Raw genomic sequence first — 16,756 nt, forward strand, 5'->3', positions numbered from 1 at the left:
TTCAGGGAGAATCCGGCGTGGGGACCCAAGCTACTTCTCGGTCGCAAGACCTGGATCCACACGGTCGCCCACGCCGGGCTCTCGGCACCCAAGGTGCCAGATTGGCAAGAGATAAGATCCACGCCATACGTGAATGACATTCCCCGCATGCATCAGCGTGTGCACCAAGGTGCACACCCACCCGAGGCAGGCTGCTACGGCATCCAGCCCAGCAACTGCTGCAACCGCTGGTGCGGGTCGTCCATCTGCAGCAGCTGCAGGCGCTGCTGCTCGCTCAGCGGCAGCAGTTCGGCCAGCCGCCAGCCAACCCAGCTGGCCTGGTCCAGCAACGCCGGATTGGCCGGCGCATAGGCCTCACCGGCCTGCTCGATGATGTGCCCCAGCACCGTGGCCAGCAGCGCATGCTGCGGCCGCAGCTCATCGTCGGGGTCTTCGTCGCACCAGCGCACGTCGGCCACCACCAGGCCGTTGTCGCGTACGCGGGTGCGCTCGACATGGAAGCGGCGGGTGCCTCGCAGGCGCAACTGCAGCACACCGTCGGCGCCGACATCGAAGTCTTCGATGCGTACCTGCACGCCATACGCTGCCGGTGTCGCCGGGGCTCCCACTTCCTGGCCGTCGAGGATCAGGCAGACACCGAAGCCCTCGCCACTGCGGCCGCTGTCGCGGACCAGATCCAGGTAACGCCGCTCGAACACGCGCAGGCCGACCGCTGCACCCGGCACCAGCGTGGTGTGCAGCGGAAACAGCGGCAGTGATGTGTCGCTGCTCATCGGGCCTGCAGCGCGGCGAGGAAGCGGCGCGGTGCGCCGTCGAAGCCCCCATTGGACATGAACACCACGTGGTCGCCGCTGCGCGCGCTGGCCTGCAACTGCGCCAGCAGCGCGTCGGTATCGGGCACCGCGTGCGCTTCGCCTCGCACTGCGGCGATCACCGCGGCCGCATCCCAGGCCAGTTCCGGGCGATGCAGGAACACCACCTCGTCAGCCAACGCCAGCGACGGGGCCAGCGCCTGCGCGTGAGCGCCCAGCCGCATCGAATTGCTGCGCGGCTCCATCGCGACCACGATGCGCGCGTCACCCACCTTGGCACGCAGGCCTTCCAGCGTGGTGGCGATCGCGGTCGGGTGATGGGCGAAATCGTCGTAGATGGTGATGCCGTCATGGCGGCCGATCACTTCCATGCGGCGCTTGACGCTGCGGAAGCGCGCCAGCGCAGGAATCACGTCGGCCGGCGCCACGCCCACCGCATGTGCGGCAGCCAGCGCAGCCAGGCCGTTGAGCACGTTGTGGCGGCCCAGCAACGACCAGTGCACATCGCCCATTGCCTGCCCGCGGTGGTGTACGCGGAAGGCGCTGCCATCGGCGGCCAGCAGCTCGGCATGCCATTCCAGCGACGGGTCGAAGCCGAAGCGCTCGACCGGGGTCCAGCAGCCCATCGCCAGCACTTCGGCCAGATGCGGGTCCTCGCCGTTGACGATCAGTCGGCCACGCGCCGGCACCGTGCGCACCAGGTGGTGGAACTGGCGCTGGATCGCGGCCACGTCCGGGAAGATGTCGGCGTGGTCGTATTCAAGGTTGTTGAGGATGGCCACCAGCGGCCGGTAGTGCACGAACTTGCTGCGCTTGTCGAAGAACGCGGTGTCGTACTCGTCGGCCTCGACCACGAACTCGCGGCCCTGGCCCAGCCGGGCGGAGACGCCGAAATCCTCGGCGACGCCGCCGATCAGGAAACCGGGCGAACGACCGGCGCTTTCCAGCAGCCAGGTGAGGATGGTGGTGGTGGTGGTCTTGCCATGGGTACCTGCCACGGCCAGGGTGTCGCGACCCGGCAGTACCTGTTCGGACAGCCATTGCGCTCCCGAAATGTAGCGCTGGCCGGCGTCGAGCACGGCCTCAACGGCGGCATTGCCGCGCGAGAGGGCGTTGCCGATCACCACGTCATCGGTGCCGGCCGGCACGCTGTCGGCGCGGTAGCCCTGGTCCAGGGCGATGCCCAGCTGCTCGAGCTGGGTCGACATCGGCGGATAGATGGCCTGGTCGCTGCCGCTGACCGTATGGCCCAGTTCCCGCGCCAGGGCGGCCACGCCGCCCATGAAGGTGCCGGCGATTGCAAGGATATGTACGCTGCTCATGACCGAGGATTGTGACCGATGACGGCTGTATAGGGCCAATGTCCGCCCCCGGGTAAGACAAGTCCTACACGGGATGTGAGAAAACTCCAATCACCTGTCAGGGAATTCCCGATAGCGATGTTCTGTGAACCCGGACACAATTCGAACTGCCAGCCGCAGTACCCGAACCGGTCCTACTCCCCAAGAGGCCATCCCCAAGGGAGCTCATGCTGCGGGGCCCTGAGCAAGCCCTTCGCTGGCGCCTGTCAAACGACACAGGCCTGATCCTCACGGACCAGGCCTGTGTTTTTTTGCGCCCGAAGGGCCGGCAACAGACCGGCCCCGCCGGATCAACCCTTGATCGCCGCCAGGATGCGGGCTTCGATCTCGTCCAGCTCACCGACGCCATCGACGCGGGCCAGGGTGCCACGGCCGGCGTAGAAGTCGACCACCGGGGCGGTCTGGTCGTTGTAGACCTGCAGGCGCTGGCGCACCGCGTCCGGCGTGTCGTCGGCGCGGCCCTGTTCCTTGGCACGACCGGCGATGCGCTCGACCAGCAGCTCGGTGGCCACGTCCAGCTGCACCACGGCATCCAGCGGCTGGCCGATCTTGGCCAGCAGGCCGTCCATCGCATTGGCCTGGGCCACGTTGCGCGGGTAGCCATCAAGAATGAAGCCCTTGGCGACATCGGGCTGGGTCAGGCGCGACTCCAGCATGCCCAGCAGGATGTCATCCGACACCAGGTTGCCGGCATCCATCACCGTCTTGGCCTGCTTGCCCAGCTCCGTGCCCGCGGCGATTTCCGCGCGCAGCATGTCACCGGTCGAAATGTGGGCGATCCCCAGCTTTTCCTTCAGGCGCGTCGCCTGTGTCCCCTTGCCCGAACCGGGCGGTCCCAACAGAACCAATCGCATTGACCTGACTCCAACGTGTTGAAAACAAAGAAGGTTCGCGTCCCGGACGGACCGGTATCGCTGCACCGCAATAGCGCCACTTTACCGCATCCGGGTAATGTCCCTGCAATGTCCTTTCCCCCGAGCAGGTAGACGCATGCGCAACGGTACTCTCCTCTACGCCCAATCCGGTGGTGTCACCGCGGTCATCAACGCCACGGCGGCGGCAGTGATCGAGCAGGCCCGGGCCAAGGGCATCAAGGTCCTGGCCGCGCGCAACGGCATCCTCGGCGCGCTGCGCGAGGAACTGATCGACACCAGCAAGGAGAGCGCTGCGGCCATCCGCGCCCTCGCCCATACCCCGGGCGGCGCCTTCGGCTCCTGCCGGGTCAAGCTGAAATCGCTGGACGCCGACCGCGCCCGCTACGACCGCCTGCTGGAGGTGCTGCGCGCGCACGACGTGCGCTGGTTCCTCTACAACGGCGGCAATGACTCGGCCGATACCGCGCTGAAGGTCTCGCAGCTGGCCAAGGCCTCCGGCTACGACCTGACCTGCATCGGCGTGCCCAAGACCATCGACAACGACCTGGCAGTGACCGACACCTGCCCCGGCTTCGGCTCGGCGGCCAAGTACACCGCGGTGTCGGTGCGGGAAGCGGCACTGGACGTGGCGGCGATGGCCGAGACCTCCACCCGCGTCTTCATCTACGAGGCGATGGGCCGCCACGCCGGCTGGCTGGCCGCGGCCGCCGGCCTTGCCGGCAACGGCGATGACGAAGCGCCGCACATCATCCTGCTGCCCGAACGCGCCTATGACGAGGCGGCGTTCCTGGCCAAGGTGAAGGCCGTGGTCGAGCGCGTCGGCTACTGCGTGGTGGTGGCGTCGGAGGGCATCGCCACCGCCGATGGCCGCTTCGTCGCTGACGCTGGCGGCGGCAAGGACTCGTTCGGCCACTCGCAGCTGGGTGGCGTGGCCGCGCACCTTGCCGGCCGGGTCAAGGACCAGCTGGGCCTGAAGGTGCACTGGGCGCTGCCCGACTACCTGCAGCGCTCGGCCCGGCACCTGGCCAGCAGGACCGACTGGGAGCAGGCGCAGGCGGTCGGCAAGGCCGCCGTGCAGCTGGCGCTGAAGGGCCAGAACGGCGTGATGCCGGTGATCGTGCGCAGCAGCGATGCGCCCTATCGCTGGAAGATCGAGGCGGCGCCACTGTCGAAGATCGCCAACCATGAAAAGAAGATGCCCGCCGGCTTCATCCGCCGCGACGGCTTCGGCATCACCGCCAGGGCGCGGGCCTACCTGTCGCCGCTGATCAAGGGCGAAGCACCGCTGCCGTATGGCGCCGACGGCCTGCCGAAGTACGTCACCCTGAAGAACGTGGCGGTGAAGCAGAAGCTGCCGCCGTTCGAGGGCTGACCCGAAAAAGGGGACGGAGGGGATTAAGTCGCATACGCCCCTCTGTCATCTCCAACAGCGTCAGTAGTGGGTCGGATACGACTTAATCCCCTCCGTCCCCTTTTAGTGGAGGCACACCATGGCATTGCGTGTTGTTCGACTCGGTACGCCGCGCGTGCCTGGCGAGGGCCTGCGCATCGGCACCGTGCGGCGGCCGCCGCGCGGCGTGCCGCGCAGCGAGTTCGCCAGACAGGACTGGTACGACGTCTGGTTCCCAATCCTGTCACCCAGCGCGGAACTGGTGAAGCGGGCGCATGAGGCGAAGACGGCCGCCGACTGGACCGCGTTCTTCCGCCACTACAAGGCCGAGATGAAAGCGCCCGATGCCGCCCATGCACTGGACCTGCTTGCCGCACTGTCGCAGCACAACGACATCAGCGTGGGGTGCTACTGCGAGGATGAGGCGCACTGCCATCGCAGGGCTTTGCGCGAGCTGCTGGTGGCGCGCGGGGCGACGCTGGCGGAGTGATGATTGCAGGGTTGCCGGCCAGCGGCCGGCACTACCCGTGGATGACCGCGTGGGTACACCGCCCACGCAAAATTCAATTGCAGGCCTTGCCTTCCACCTGCAGCTGCGCGGCGAACATCGTTACCTGCGGAATCTGGCCGGCAGCGGCCTGCTTCCTGGCCTCTTCCAGATAGATGCGTGACTGGCCCTGACCGTCCAGCTCCACCTTGTTGGTCGACGGCAGCCGCCACACGCGCACCACCGCCTGCTGCGCCGGGCACGCGGCGCTGGGCACGCGGATCACATCATTGAGCTTCCAGCCCTTGTCGGCACTTGGCTGCGCCTTGGCGTAGTCGACGAAGCGCGCGCGTGGCTGGCATTGTTCGCTCGTACGCACCGCAGAGAAGCGGTACGGCTCGGCCGCCTGCCCGGTGAAGGCGCCTTCCAGGCGCGCACAGGCCTCGGGGATCTGCCGCAGCGTATGCACCGCCCCTACCGCCTGCGGAGCGCCCACGGCGCGCTGTAGCTCCGGGGTTTCCGCGGCGAGTGCCGGTACAGCCGGGACCAGGGCGGCAAGCATCAACAGGGACAGGCGCATGGGGGATCTCCTTCAGGACTCCACGCAGGCTTGCAGAGGCTGGCTTAACAGGGTGCAAAGGCCGGTGGCTCTCGAATCAAGCCCATTGACTGGCGGCATGCGCTGCGGCTCGCAGAAGCCAGTCGAGCACGGCTCGACTCTACAGTGCGCGGCACGCATACTGCGGGCACCAGGGAATGCTGAACACCGCCATACGTCGGACGACCGCCAAGGTCGGTACGGGTTGGTTCCAGGCTGCAGCCCGTCGTCCCCCTCGTGGTGCCGTTCATCGCCACTGGATGCCTACATCCATTCTGCGGAGGGGTCTAATGCTGGAACGTCACGGGCTGTCACTGGCGCTGGGCTGCGCCATTCTCGCGATCCTGTTCGGAATCGTCTCGGCGCGCTGGATCCTGCGCCAACCCACCGGCAATGAACGCATGATCGCGATCGCCACGGCGATCCAGGAAGGTGCGCGTGCCTATCTCAACCGCCAGTACCTGACCATTGGCGTGGCCGGTGTGGTGCTGTTCGTGCTGGTCGGTGTGTTCCTCAGCTGGTACACCGCGATCGGCTTCGCGGTCGGCGCGGTACTGTCCGGCGCGGCCGGCTACATCGGCATGAACGTGTCGGTACGCGCCAACGTGCGCACTGCCGAAGCTGCACGCCACGGCATCAGCGCCGCAATGGACGTCGCCTTCCGCGGCGGTGCCATCACCGGCATGCTGGTGGTCGGCCTCGGCCTGCTGGGCGTGGCCGGTTACTACGCGCTGCTGCTGCGCATGGGCCTGCCGATGGAACAGGCGCTGCATGCGCTGGTCGGCCTGGCCTTCGGCTCGTCGCTGATCTCGATCTTCGCGCGGCTGGGCGGTGGCATCTTCACCAAGGGCGCCGACGTCGGCGCCGATCTGGTCGGCAAGGTGGAAGCCGGCATTCCCGAGGACGACCCGCGCAACCCGGCGGTGATCGCCGACAACGTGGGTGACAACGTGGGCGACTGCGCCGGCATGGCCGCCGATCTGTTCGAGACCTACGCGGTGACCGTCATCGCAACGATGCTGCTGGGCAGCCTGATGCTGGCCGAGGCAGGCGCCAATGCGGTGCTGTATCCGCTGGTGCTGGGCGGCGTATCGATCATCGCCTCGATCATCGGCGCGCTGTTCGTCAAAGTGAAGCCTGGCGGCTCGATCATGGGCGCGCTGTACAAGGGCGTGATCGTCTCCGGCGTGCTGGCCGCCATCGCCTTCTACCCGATCACTACCGGCCTGATGGGTGACAACGTGCACGGGCCGATGGCCCTGTACGGCTGCGCGTTGATCGGCCTGGTCCTGACCGGGCTGATCGTGTGGATCACCGAGTACTACACCGGCACCCAGTACAAGCCGGTGCAGCACGTGGCGCAGGCCTCGACCACCGGCCACGGCACCAACATCATCGCCGGCCTCGGCATCTCGATGAAGTCCACCGCGCTGCCGGTGGTGGCCGTGTGTGCGGCGATCTGGGGCGCGTTCGCGCTGGGTGGGCTGTACGGCATCGCCATCGCCGCCACCGCGATGCTGTCGATGGCCGGCATGATCGTCGCTCTCGATGCCTACGGGCCGATCACCGACAACGCCGGTGGGATTGCCGAGATGGCCGAGCTGCCCTCGGAGATCCGCGACATCACCGATCCACTGGATGCGGTTGGCAACACCACCAAGGCGGTGACCAAGGGCTATGCGATCGGTTCGGCCGCACTGGCCGCATTGGTGCTGTTCGCGGACTACACGCACAACCTGCAGGCTGCACATCCGGGGCAGGAATTCCGCTTCGACCTCAGCGACCACACGGTGATCATCGGCCTGCTGATCGGCGGCCTGATTCCCTACCTGTTCGGTGCGATGGCGATGGAAGCGGTCGGCCGCGCGGCGGGTGCGGTGGTGGAGGAAGTACGTCGCCAGTTCCGCGAGATCCCCGGCATCATGCAGGGCACCGGCAAGCCGCAGTACGACAAGGCGGTGGACATGCTGACCCGCTCGGCGATCCGCGAAATGATCGTGCCCTCGCTGCTGCCGGTGGCGGTGCCGGTGGTGGTCGGCCTGCTGCTGGGGCCACGCGCACTGGGTGGCCTGCTGATCGGCACGATCGTGACCGGCCTGTTCGTGGCCATTTCGATGACCACCGGCGGTGGCGCCTGGGACAACGCCAAGAAGTACATCGAAGATGGCCACTTCGGCGGCAAGGGCAGCGAGGCGCACAAGGCTGCGGTGACCGGCGATACCGTCGGTGACCCGTACAAGGACACGGCCGGCCCGGCGATCAATCCGCTGATCAAGATCATCAACATCGTCGCGCTGCTGCTGGTGCCGCTGTTGTAGATCCACGCCATGCGTGGATGACGGCCTCGATGGGGTCAGAGCCCTTTCCTGGGGAAAGGGATCCGAGCCCACCGTCAATCACCGCCCGCGCAGGAAGAACGACACCGGCACCATCACGTCCACCGGGTCGCCGGCCACTTCGGCCGGCGGCGCCGGTACCGGGCTGGCGCGCTGCACGGTGTCCAGCGTCTCCTGGTCAAGCAGCGCGAAGCCACTGCTGCGGCCCAGCTTCAACCCCGAGACCGCGCCATCGCGGGCCACGGCAAAGCGCACGTAGACCACGCCCTGCTGGCGCAGCCGCTCGGCCTGGCGCGGATAGCGGCGATGCTTCTGCAGGTGCCCCAGCAGGCGACCTTCCCAGCTTGCCTCGGCGCGACTGCGCTCACCCGCCGTGGTCTGCGGTGCGGCGTAGCGCGCGGCGGCGTCAGCGGCCACCTGTGGCGGTGCGCTGGTCTGCGCGACATTGGTGTCGGCGACATCCGGCGAGGGCGTCGGCTCTGGTGTACGCGGCGGTGGCAGGTCACCCTGCGGCTGCACCGGCGCCTTCGGTTGCTCGCGCAGGGCCGGCTTCGGCGCCTGCCGCTGCTGTTGCTGCTGCAGTGGACCGGTGGCGACCTCGCGCGGCGGCACCGGCGGTGCCTGCGCCATCGGTGCCAGTTCCAGCATCAGCGCGGCGGGCGGCGCCGTCGCAGCCAGTACCGGTGCGCGCGTCGCCCACCAGCAGGCCGCGCCGATCAGCAGCGCGTGCACCAGCAGCACGATCACCAGGCTGGTCGCCCAGCGCCGCAATCCGCTCATCGCGCGCCTTGCTCCAGTCCAACCAGTGCCACCTTCAAGTAGCCTGCGCCACGCAGCGCGTCCAGCGTCGCCATCAGTTCACCGTAAGGCACGCGGGTATCGGCACGCAGGAAGATGCGCTGCGCGGTGTCGCCGTGGGTGGCCGCCTGCAATGCAGCGGCCAGCCCGTCACGCGCCACCGCCTGCTCGCCCACGCGCAGCGACAGATCGGCCTGCACGGTCACATACACCGGCGCCTGTTCGGGCGGCGTGGCACTGGCGCTGCTGGCCGGCAGCTGCACGGGCACTGATACGGTGGCCAGCGGTGCGGCTACCATGAAGATGATCAGCAGCACCAGCATCACGTCGATGAAGGGCGTGACGTTGATCTCGTGTGCTTCTTCCGGTGCGTCGTCGCGGTCGGACGCGGTCCTGATCGCCATCGTCGCGCCTCAGTGCACCGCGCGCAGCGGTGCTGCTGCGGTACGCGGCACGGCACGATCAAGATCGCGCGAGACCAGCTGCTGCACGGCCGCCGACAGATCGCCGAGCAGGCCCCGCAGGCCGGCCAGCACGCGGCTGAAATGGTTGTAGACCAGTACCGCGGGAATCGCCGCGACCAGGCCGAGTGCGGTCGCCAGCAGGGCCTCGGCGATGCCGGGCGCAACCACCGCCAGGTTGGTAGTGTTGCTGTGTGCGATGCCGATGAAACTGTTCATGATGCCCCACACCGTGCCGAACAGGCCGACGAAGGGCGCCACCGCGCCGATGCTGGCGAGCACACCGATGCCACGCCGCTGCACGCGCGCGGTCTCCAGCTCGATGCGGTCCAGGCGCGAGGCGATGCGCTCCTTGATGCCGTCGCGACTATCCAGATCCTGCGACAGACGCAGTTCGGTGCGTGCTGCGTCCAGCATCGCCAGCGCGGTGCCCTGCCGCAGGCTTGCCTCTTCGCTCTGCGGCGGCAGCTGTGCGGACTGCAGCAACAGCGCGCGCGCCGCACGCAGCTGCCGGGCCTGGCGCGTCAGTTCCCAACCCTTGGCCAGCAGTATGGTCCAGGTGGCCAGCGACGCCAGTGCCAGCGCGATCATCACGGCCTTTACCACCACGTCGGCGGCCAGGTACATGCCCCACGGGGTCAATGCGGGGGCGGCCACGGGGACCAGGTCAGCAGGCAGCATCGTCTCGGTTTCCATCAGCATCAGGGGTCGCTGCGCGACGACGGGCCGCGCGCGGATCATTGGCGTCGTCCACTTCCACGACCGGATGGGGTTCCAGCCGCGGTGCCGGTCGGCTCAGCACGTAGCCGGCGCTGACCGCGAAGAACAGGCCCACGCCCAACAGCAGGCGCCAGGACGGGTGCGCGCCCCAGCAGAACAGGGCAAAGCCCAGCGCCATGCCGGCACTGGCAAACGCCTTGCCCTTGCGCGATACCGCGCCCTGCTCGCGCCACAACCGCAGCGACGAGCCGTAGCGCGGATGCGCCAGCAGGCGCTGCTCGAACTTCGGCGAGCTGCGCGCGAAGCAGCCCACGGCCAGGATCAGGAAGATGGTGGTCGGCATCACCGGCAGCAACGCGCCGATCACCCCGAGCCCGACCATCAGCCAGCCCAGCGCGAACCAGAGCCAGCGCATCAGCGCTGCACCTGTGGGCGTGCGCCGTGCATCAGGCGAATTCCACTTCGACGTGGCCGTGCACGCTGCGGAACGCGGCGTCGGCCGCATCGATCACCTGCTGCTCCTGCTCGGCACTCAGCGGTACCGCGTCCAGCGCCGCGGTGAACTCACGCCAGTGGCGCGCCGCGCCATCCGGATGCGCGGCCAGGTGGCGGGCGCCAAAATCACGGTCCAGGCCGAGCTTGGCAGCCATCTTGTACAGAATGGTGCCGCCCAGGTTGGAGCCTTCAGCCACGTACAGCCAGCCCAACGCGGCGGGCAGTTCCAGATCGGACGGCAACGCCGCGATGTCAGCCCCCGGCAGGGTCTGCTCCAGGTCCTGCAGGTCGCGCGCGACCTGGGTCAGGCGGCGGCGCTCGCCCAGGTCCGGCAGCAGTGCGTCCAGCGCAGGGTTGGCATACAGCGCATCGATGCTGCGGTGGAAGCGATACTGCACGCGCAGGAAACGGGCGAAATTGCTGCGGTCGGCGAAGATGTCGCCGGCCATGATGCGCTTGTCCAGGGCACCGTGGCTGTCGCGGGTGGCGGCCTTGAGCCGCAGGCTGCGGCTTTCTTCAGGGGCGATGTGTGCGTTCATGGGGGAATGCCAAGGGGGTCGTCGTGCTGTAGACGTCTGCCACGGGGCTTTCCCCAAGGCCGTCTACACCGATAATGGGCCATCCCCTTGTCCATCCGGAACCGACGATGATCACCACCGAACCGCGCATGACCAACCTGTTCCTGCAGCTGGGCCTGGATGCCAGCGCCGAGGGCATCGCCCGCTTCATCCGCGAGCACCAGCTGGCCACCGATGTCGAAGTGGTCGAAGCACCGTACTGGAACGATGCCCAGCGCCAGTTCCTGTCCGAATCACTGCAGGCCGATGCGGCATGGACCACGGTGGTGGATGAGCTGAACGAGTCGCTGCACGAAGATGCGGTAAAGGCTTCGAGCGGGCTGTAAATAGACGCCGGGCGTGGCCCGGCGCTGTCGATTGCACGGCAGAAGCGGTGCGGACCAAGGTCCGCACCCACCGAGGGCGGTTGGGGCTCGCTGGGGTCAGAGCCCTTTCCGCAGGAAAGGGATCCGGCCCCACCGCTCACCCGCGACCGATCAGTACTTCCAGGTCAACGCCAGTCGCGCAGTGCGGCCCGGGGCCGGCATCACGCCCAGGGCCAGCGGGTCCAGGTAATAGCGGTCGGTCAGGTTGTCCACGCCGGCTTCCACCGACAGCTGGTCGTTGAAGCTCCAGCTGGCGAACAGGTCCACCAGCGTGGTTGGCCGGTACAGCTGCTGGATCGCCGACAGGCCCACGTTCCAGTCCTTGTCCAGCTTGCTGATCGGGCCGGCGTTGTGGACCACGCGGGTGCCGAAGGTCAGGCGCTCGTCGAACAGGCGCGAGCCCAGGGTCAGGTTGACCATGTAGCGCGGTGGGTTCTGGGTATTGGTGTACGAGCCCTCGAAGCCGCCGTCCACGCAGTCGGGCGTGTTGGCCAGCTCGCCGTTCCTGCGCTGCGCCCCATAGGCACGGCGCTCGGCGGCGATGTCCGGCGCGCAGGTCTTGGCCTTGAAGTAATAGTGTGCGGACAGATCGGCAAATACCTTGCCGCTGTCATAGCTGGACTGGAACTCCATGCCCGAGACCTTGAACTGGTCGACGTTGCGGATCAGGCCCGCCGACAGCGTGCGGTAGTCACGGGTGATCAGGTCGTCGATGCGGGTATCGAAGTACGCCAGCTTCAGCGCCAGGCGATCGCCGGCAGTGAACAGGTCATAGCGGAGGGTGCTGGCACCGATTTCCCAGCTGCGCGCGCGCTCCGGCTTCAACTCACCCACCGGCTTGGCGGCGGTGAACAGGCCCAGCGTGGTCTCGAACAGGCTCGGCAGCTTGGTGCCTTCGGCGTACTTCACGTAGACCATGGTGTCTTCGCTGAAGCGGTAGGCCACGCTGGCGGTCGGCGAGAACGCGTTATCGCGACGGCGGATCGGCTGCGACCAGGTCCAGCTGACCGGCACTTCCAGGTCCTGCGCCTTGCCGGCGTCGTAGAAGTTCCAGCCACCGATGTCGCCCACCGTGCCCTTCTTGTACGGCGAGGCCAGCAGCGATTCCTGGGTGAAGTTGCCGTTGGCATCCGGATACCAGTTCAGCAGCGCGATGCGCTTGGCCCGCCACGACGGCAGCGCCGGGTTGCCATTGAGCAGTTCGGTGTAGCGGTACTGGCCCTGCACCTCATAAGCATCGGGCGTGGCCAGGCGGTTGCGGTCATGCACATCCACGCGGTTCCAGCGGCCGCCGGCCAGCAGTTCCCAGTGTTCATCGGGCTGCCACTTCAGCGAGGCCACGGCGCTGTATTCCTTGCGCTCGGCGTTGCGCAGGAAGCGGTTGTTGATCAGGTCATCGTGCATGACCGGCCCCGAACTGCCTGGCGCGATGTCCTCATCGCTGTAGGACAGGCCGTAGTCGAGGGTGAACGCGCCAGCACGTGTGTCGAACTTCGAGGTGTTGCTGGCATCCAGTCCGAAGCGCTTCTGTCGCAGCGGATTGCGGTAGGCATCCTTGTAGCCGGGGTCACCACTGAAGCTGGGCGCGTCGTACCACTCGGTACGACGATCGAAATACCACGGGGTGATGCCGGTCAGGCTGTTGTACATCACGCTGTCGGTGTCGGTGTACGCGGCGTTGACGCGCAGGTCGACCAGCTCGCTGTCCGGGTTGAAGCGATAGCGCAGGGTGTAGCTGTCCATGTCGACGTGGCCCGGATCCCATTGCGGAATGCGGTCGCGATCGACGCGGATGATCTGCGAGGCCATGATCTCGCCGGCGGTGCCTTCGTAGCGGCGGTAGCCCGCTTCCAGGGTCTGTGCATCGTCGATACGCCAGGTGCCCTTGAGCAGCGTCGACTTCGAGCGCGCCGAGGTATTGAAGACCTCGGTACGCGGCGGATTCAGCGGTGCCAGCGTGCGCCGGGTCTGTGGGAAGTCGTCGTAGCCGTGCTTGCCGGAGAAGTAGTTGCCATTGTCGCGGTAGGCATAGGCGGCGACCAGATCAAAGCGGTCCCAGTGACCGGCTGCGGCCACGTTGAAGAACTGGCTGCCGGTGGCGCTGCGATCGGAACGCGGCGCGGCGCTGTAGGACGGCAGGTTGTTGGCGCTGTTGTTGGCCAGGCCGCCACGCGCGCGCACGCCGAAGTCGCGCCCTTCGCGCAGCACGTCGCCGATCTTCAGCGTCTCCATCTCGACCACGCCGCCGATGCCGCCAGAGGCGTTGGCCTGCAGGCTCGGGCCCTTGGTGATGGTCAGGCTGGAGATCAGGTCCGGGTCGAGGTAGGTACGCTGCGATTGGCCGGCATAGCCACGGTAGGTATCGATGCTGGACTGGCCACCGTCGATGATCACCGGCACGCGGCCCTGGCCCTGGATGCCGCGGATGTTGACGTCGAAGCCATTGCCGACGCGTGGGTCACCGGCAGTGACGCCGGCCATGCCCTTGACGATGTCGCCGTTGGACGTACCGCGGAAACGCTCCAGCTGCGTGCGGTTGAGCGTGGTGGTGGAACCGACGCTGCGATAGCTGTCGAGCAGGCGCGCCTCGTCGCTGGTCGCGCCACTGTCGACGCGGTCGCCGGCCACGCTGAGCGTGTCGGTGACGATCACGCCGCTGTCGGCCTGCGCCGGCGTCGCCGCTTCCAGCGTGACTGCATCTGCGCTGACCCGGCGCACCGCCAGGCCACTGCCCTGCAGCAGCTGCTGCAGCGCCTCGTTGGCCGGCAGGCTGCCATTGACCGCACGCGAGCTCACCCCGTGGGCCAGGATGGCCGGATACACGACCTGCACGCCGGACTGGCGCATGTAGCTGCGCAGCGCCTCGTCCAGGGGCTGCGCCGGAATGTCGAAGCGCTGTACGGCGGCGTGATCGCCACGGGCGTTCTGTGCCAGCACGGATGGCGTGGCACTGGCCAGGCCGGCAGCCAGCAATGCAATGCACAGGCGGGACGGGCGCGGCGCGCGGCCCGGACGGTGGAAGTCGAACATGGGGAACCTGTCAGGTAATCGGTGCCGCAGGCGCGGCGTCATCCGCAACACAGGCGGACACGGCGACGTACGTGGCGGCGGCGGGTACGTTCGCGGGGTAAGACGGTTGGGCGCACGGCAACCCCAAGGGCGATTTGCGGCCGCAGAGGGTGCCGACCGTGGCCGGCACATCGGGAACATCATTCACGCATGGCGTGGATCTACTGATGGATGATGGCGACGCCGAGCGGCAGGCGGGTGACCTGCAGACCTGCCGTCGCCGCCAACGCATCCAGCGCCTGCTCCGGGCGATCGATGCGCAGCGCCGCACTGATCGCCGGCAGTCGCGACAGATCTCCGCGCACGAACGTCGGGCCGGCACGATAGCGCCCCACCCATTGCACGGCGTCGGCGACGCTGGCCTGCTCCAGCAGCAGCTCGCCCTGGCGCCATGCACCCACGCTGTCGGCCGCCACATCCTGCAGGCGCGTCACGCCGCTGCGCTCGCCATAGACGGCGCGCTGGCCCACCTGCAGATAGGTCCAGCCACCGTCGGCCGGGCTGGCCACACGCACCCTGCCCTGCCCGACCTGGGTTTCCACCCCGTCATCGCCACGCGCGACGGTGAACGCGGTCGAGATGTCCTCAACCACGCCATTGCCGGCACGCACGCTGAAACGCCGCTGCGCATCCGGGCTGACCTCGAACCAGACGCGCCCGCGCAGGAGCTCGACCTCGCGTGCGTGCGCATCGAAGCGCACGGCGATCGCGCTGTCCGCATCCAGCACTGCGCGGCTGCCATCGGGCAGCGTTACGTTCTGCACGACGTGCGAGCTGCGATGGTCGGCCTGCAGCCGCAACCAGGCCTCCGGCCATGCCACCAGCATCGCCAGCACAGCTGCAGCGGCCATCGCCCAGCGCATTCGATGCGGGCGGCGGCGTTCGGCACACCGGGCCAGCGGGCGTGGCCCGACACTGCGCCACAGCGTGCGCTCGTGCTCGAAGGCCCGGCGGTGCCCCGGCTCTGCCAGCCAGCGCTCAAACTCGTGCATGCGTCCCTCGCCGATGTCACCCGAGGCCAGCCACGCAATCCAGCCCCGGGCCTGTTCGGCCAGGGCATCGTCATTGGCGGCGGGCAGCGTGTTCGGCGGGCTCATCGGCTGGCGGACAGGCGCATTCAAGCGCGGGCGGGGGAACTAGACCGCATCCACGGTCCAGTGATCAAGACGTTTCAGCGAGGGCCAGCCCCAAGCCGGGGCGATCATCGGCCGCTGCGCGCCCAGGCCAGGCGTTGCAACGCGGTGCGCACATGGTTCTCGACGGTGGTCACCGACACCCCGAGGCGGCGGGCGATCTCGGCCTGGGTCAGGCCCTGCAGGCGGTTGAGCCGGAAGATGGTGCGGGTCGGCTCCGGCAGGTGTCCGGCCGCATCCAGCACACGCTGCAGCTCGTCCTGGGCCATGGCCTGTTCCTCGGTCGAGATGACCTCGTCCGCTCCCCACAGGTAGTGGTCGGCCAGCAGGCGGTTGCGCCGGGTCGATTCGCGGCCGTGGTCGGTGGCCAGGTTGGCGGCCAGCCGGTACAGGTAGGCACGCGGATTGTCGATGGCCTGGCTGTCATCGACACCACGCGCCTTGAACCACACCGCCTGGATCACGTCCTCTGCGCCGTTGTCGCCCCCCAGGATGCGCTGCACCCGGCGCAGCAGCGCAGGCCGCTCGCGGATCAGCAGTTCGGTGAGGGAGGCGGCATTGGAGGACATGCGCGGAACCGGGACGTCAGACGGAAGGCGCCGCGCATGCTACTCCGTTAATGAGAATCAGTCACGTTCGCATCAATGGATGCACCCGGTCAGCCCGTCATAGACGCTCTGCGAGGTCCCCGGCAACGGGTCATGCAGTGGATTGCGGGCGGCGAGCGCGGCATGGAAGGCTTCCACCGGTGTGCCAGGCTCCAGCGGCAGGCGGCACAGCCAGGTCGGTTGCCGGGCGACGATCGCACCGTCTTGCCGCGACACAGCCAGGTCACTGGCGGCAAATGCCCACAGGCACTCATGCACCGTGCCGCGCACCGCGTCCACCGAGCAGCGCAGGCGCAGGGCGCGGATATCGCTGTACTCGCCTTCGCAGAAGGTATCGCCGCAGATCGCGTCGAACCCGTAATGCAGACGTCCCTCCAGGGCAAAGAAGCGGTCCCAGTTGGCTTCCTGCCGCGGGTAGTCGATCAGGTCGACGTAAGGAGAGGCCTGGGCCAACGGCGCAACCAGCAGCATGCAGAACAGGGCGAACGGCAGGGCAGACACTTTCATCGGCGGACTCCTTGACAAGGTCGATCCAGCCTGCGCCCCCGCACCGGCCGGCCCTATCAGCCAACCCCGGCCTGCCGCGTGGGTCCCTGCCCCACGCAGCGGTCAGCCCCTCCCTCTGCACAGCGCCCGGCAAAGGCATAAAATGGGGGGCTATCCGTCTATA

The 16,756-nt window shown here is 67.8% G+C and carries 17 protein-coding genes; 4 read left to right on the forward strand and 13 right to left on the reverse strand.

All coding sequences use genetic code 11. From position 1 onward, the window contains the following. Positions 1–194: 194 nt before the first annotated feature. The 3 genes from H4O10_RS21230 to H4O10_RS21240 form a co-directional block, all read right to left on the reverse strand. Positions 195–773, reverse strand: coding sequence for an LON peptidase substrate-binding domain-containing protein (locus H4O10_RS21230; RefSeq protein ID WP_012481182.1), 579 nt, complete (start codon positions 771–773; stop codon positions 195–197). Next, the gene (gene mpl, locus H4O10_RS21235) at positions 770–2,134 is read right to left on the reverse strand and encodes a UDP-N-acetylmuramate:L-alanyl-gamma-D-glutamyl-meso-diaminopimelate ligase (protein ID WP_024957120.1); all 1,365 of its coding nucleotides are present in this window, start codon (positions 2,132–2,134) and stop codon (positions 770–772) included. Before mpl ends, H4O10_RS21230 begins: the two co-directional genes overlap by 4 nt. A 329-nt stretch (positions 2,135–2,463) precedes the next feature. After that, positions 2,464–3,027, reverse strand: coding sequence for an adenylate kinase (locus H4O10_RS21240; RefSeq protein WP_033835617.1), 564 nt, complete (start codon positions 3,025–3,027; stop codon positions 2,464–2,466). A gap of 136 nt (positions 3,028–3,163) precedes the next feature. Here H4O10_RS21240 and H4O10_RS21245 point away from each other — a divergent pair, with 136 nt between their 5' ends. Together H4O10_RS21245 and H4O10_RS21250 are read left to right on the forward strand one after the other, a co-directional pair. Next, entirely contained in the window at positions 3,164–4,420 is a 1,257-nt protein-coding gene (locus H4O10_RS21245; protein WP_005410921.1) for a 6-phosphofructokinase, read from the forward strand. A 118-nt stretch (positions 4,421–4,538) separates the two neighbouring features. Next, positions 4,539–4,928 carry a DUF488 family protein gene (locus H4O10_RS21250; RefSeq protein WP_049453122.1) on the forward strand — a complete coding sequence of 130 codons (390 nt, stop codon included), beginning with the start codon at positions 4,539–4,541 and terminating at the stop codon, positions 4,926–4,928. A 73-nt stretch (positions 4,929–5,001) separates the two neighbouring features. Here the strand turns inward: H4O10_RS21250 and H4O10_RS21255 are convergent, their stop codons facing one another. Next, on the reverse strand, positions 5,002–5,505 hold the full coding sequence (locus H4O10_RS21255; RefSeq protein WP_012481186.1) for a hypothetical protein: 504 nt from the start codon (positions 5,503–5,505) through the stop codon (positions 5,002–5,004). A 308-nt stretch (positions 5,506–5,813) separates the two neighbouring features. Here H4O10_RS21255 and H4O10_RS21260 point away from each other — a divergent pair, with 308 nt between their 5' ends. Continuing rightward, positions 5,814–7,841 carry a sodium-translocating pyrophosphatase gene (locus tag H4O10_RS21260; RefSeq protein WP_005410924.1) on the forward strand — a complete coding sequence of 676 codons (2,028 nt, stop codon included), beginning with the start codon at positions 5,814–5,816 and terminating at the stop codon, positions 7,839–7,841. 78 nt (positions 7,842–7,919) lie between these two features. Here the strand turns inward: H4O10_RS21260 and H4O10_RS21265 are convergent, their stop codons facing one another. From H4O10_RS21265 to H4O10_RS21285, 5 genes are read right to left on the reverse strand one after another with little or no spacing between them, the layout of a single operon-like run. Further along, positions 7,920–8,639 (reverse strand): energy transducer TonB, encoded by a 720-nt coding sequence (locus H4O10_RS21265; RefSeq protein WP_049453125.1) that lies wholly within the window; start codon positions 8,637–8,639, stop codon positions 7,920–7,922. Then, positions 8,636–9,061, reverse strand: a complete 426-nt coding sequence (exbD, locus tag H4O10_RS21270) for a TonB system transport protein ExbD (RefSeq protein ID WP_005410926.1) — start codon at positions 9,059–9,061, stop codon at positions 8,636–8,638. Before exbD ends, H4O10_RS21265 begins: the two co-directional genes overlap by 4 nt. A 9-nt stretch (positions 9,062–9,070) precedes the next feature. Then, positions 9,071–9,799, reverse strand: a complete 729-nt coding sequence (gene exbB, locus H4O10_RS21275; protein WP_049453127.1) for a tonB-system energizer ExbB — start codon at positions 9,797–9,799, stop codon at positions 9,071–9,073. Further along, a complete protein-coding gene (locus H4O10_RS21280) occupies positions 9,786–10,253 on the reverse strand; it encodes a YbaN family protein (RefSeq protein WP_049453128.1) in 468 nt (155 codons plus the stop codon). The genes exbB and H4O10_RS21280 overlap by 14 nt, the downstream gene beginning before the upstream one ends. Positions 10,254–10,284: 31 nt before the next feature. Further along, a complete protein-coding gene (locus tag H4O10_RS21285; protein ID WP_024957126.1) occupies positions 10,285–10,872 on the reverse strand; it encodes a biliverdin-producing heme oxygenase in 588 nt (195 codons plus the stop codon). A gap of 107 nt (positions 10,873–10,979) precedes the next feature. Here H4O10_RS21285 and H4O10_RS21290 point away from each other — a divergent pair, with 107 nt between their 5' ends. Further along, positions 10,980–11,237, forward strand: coding sequence for a DUF2789 domain-containing protein (locus H4O10_RS21290; RefSeq protein ID WP_005410930.1), 258 nt, complete (start codon positions 10,980–10,982; stop codon positions 11,235–11,237). Positions 11,238–11,387: 150 nt separating this feature from the next. On the opposite strand, the gene H4O10_RS21295 is transcribed toward H4O10_RS21290, so the two are convergent. The 4 genes from H4O10_RS21295 to H4O10_RS21310 all read right to left on the reverse strand — a co-directional run bounded on the left by H4O10_RS21295 (position 11,388) and on the right by H4O10_RS21310 (position 16,593). Further along, on the reverse strand, positions 11,388–14,306 hold the full coding sequence (locus H4O10_RS21295) for a TonB-dependent receptor (protein WP_088470166.1): 2,919 nt from the start codon (positions 14,304–14,306) through the stop codon (positions 11,388–11,390). A 200-nt stretch (positions 14,307–14,506) separates the two neighbouring features. Continuing rightward, positions 14,507–15,442, reverse strand: coding sequence for a FecR domain-containing protein (locus H4O10_RS21300; RefSeq protein WP_049453132.1), 936 nt, complete (start codon positions 15,440–15,442; stop codon positions 14,507–14,509). Positions 15,443–15,546: 104 nt separating this feature from the next. Then, entirely contained in the window at positions 15,547–16,047 is a 501-nt protein-coding gene (locus H4O10_RS21305; RefSeq protein WP_005410933.1) for an RNA polymerase sigma factor, read from the reverse strand. 72 nt (positions 16,048–16,119) lie between these two features. Next, positions 16,120–16,593 (reverse strand): hypothetical protein, encoded by a 474-nt coding sequence (locus H4O10_RS21310; RefSeq protein ID WP_049396202.1) that lies wholly within the window; start codon positions 16,591–16,593, stop codon positions 16,120–16,122. Between the last annotated feature and the right edge of the window lie 163 nt (positions 16,594–16,756).

It is taken from the genome of Stenotrophomonas sp. I18B00994, assembly GCF_014145825.1.
GTDB lineage: Bacteria > Pseudomonadota > Gammaproteobacteria > Xanthomonadales > Xanthomonadaceae > Stenotrophomonas > Stenotrophomonas maltophilia.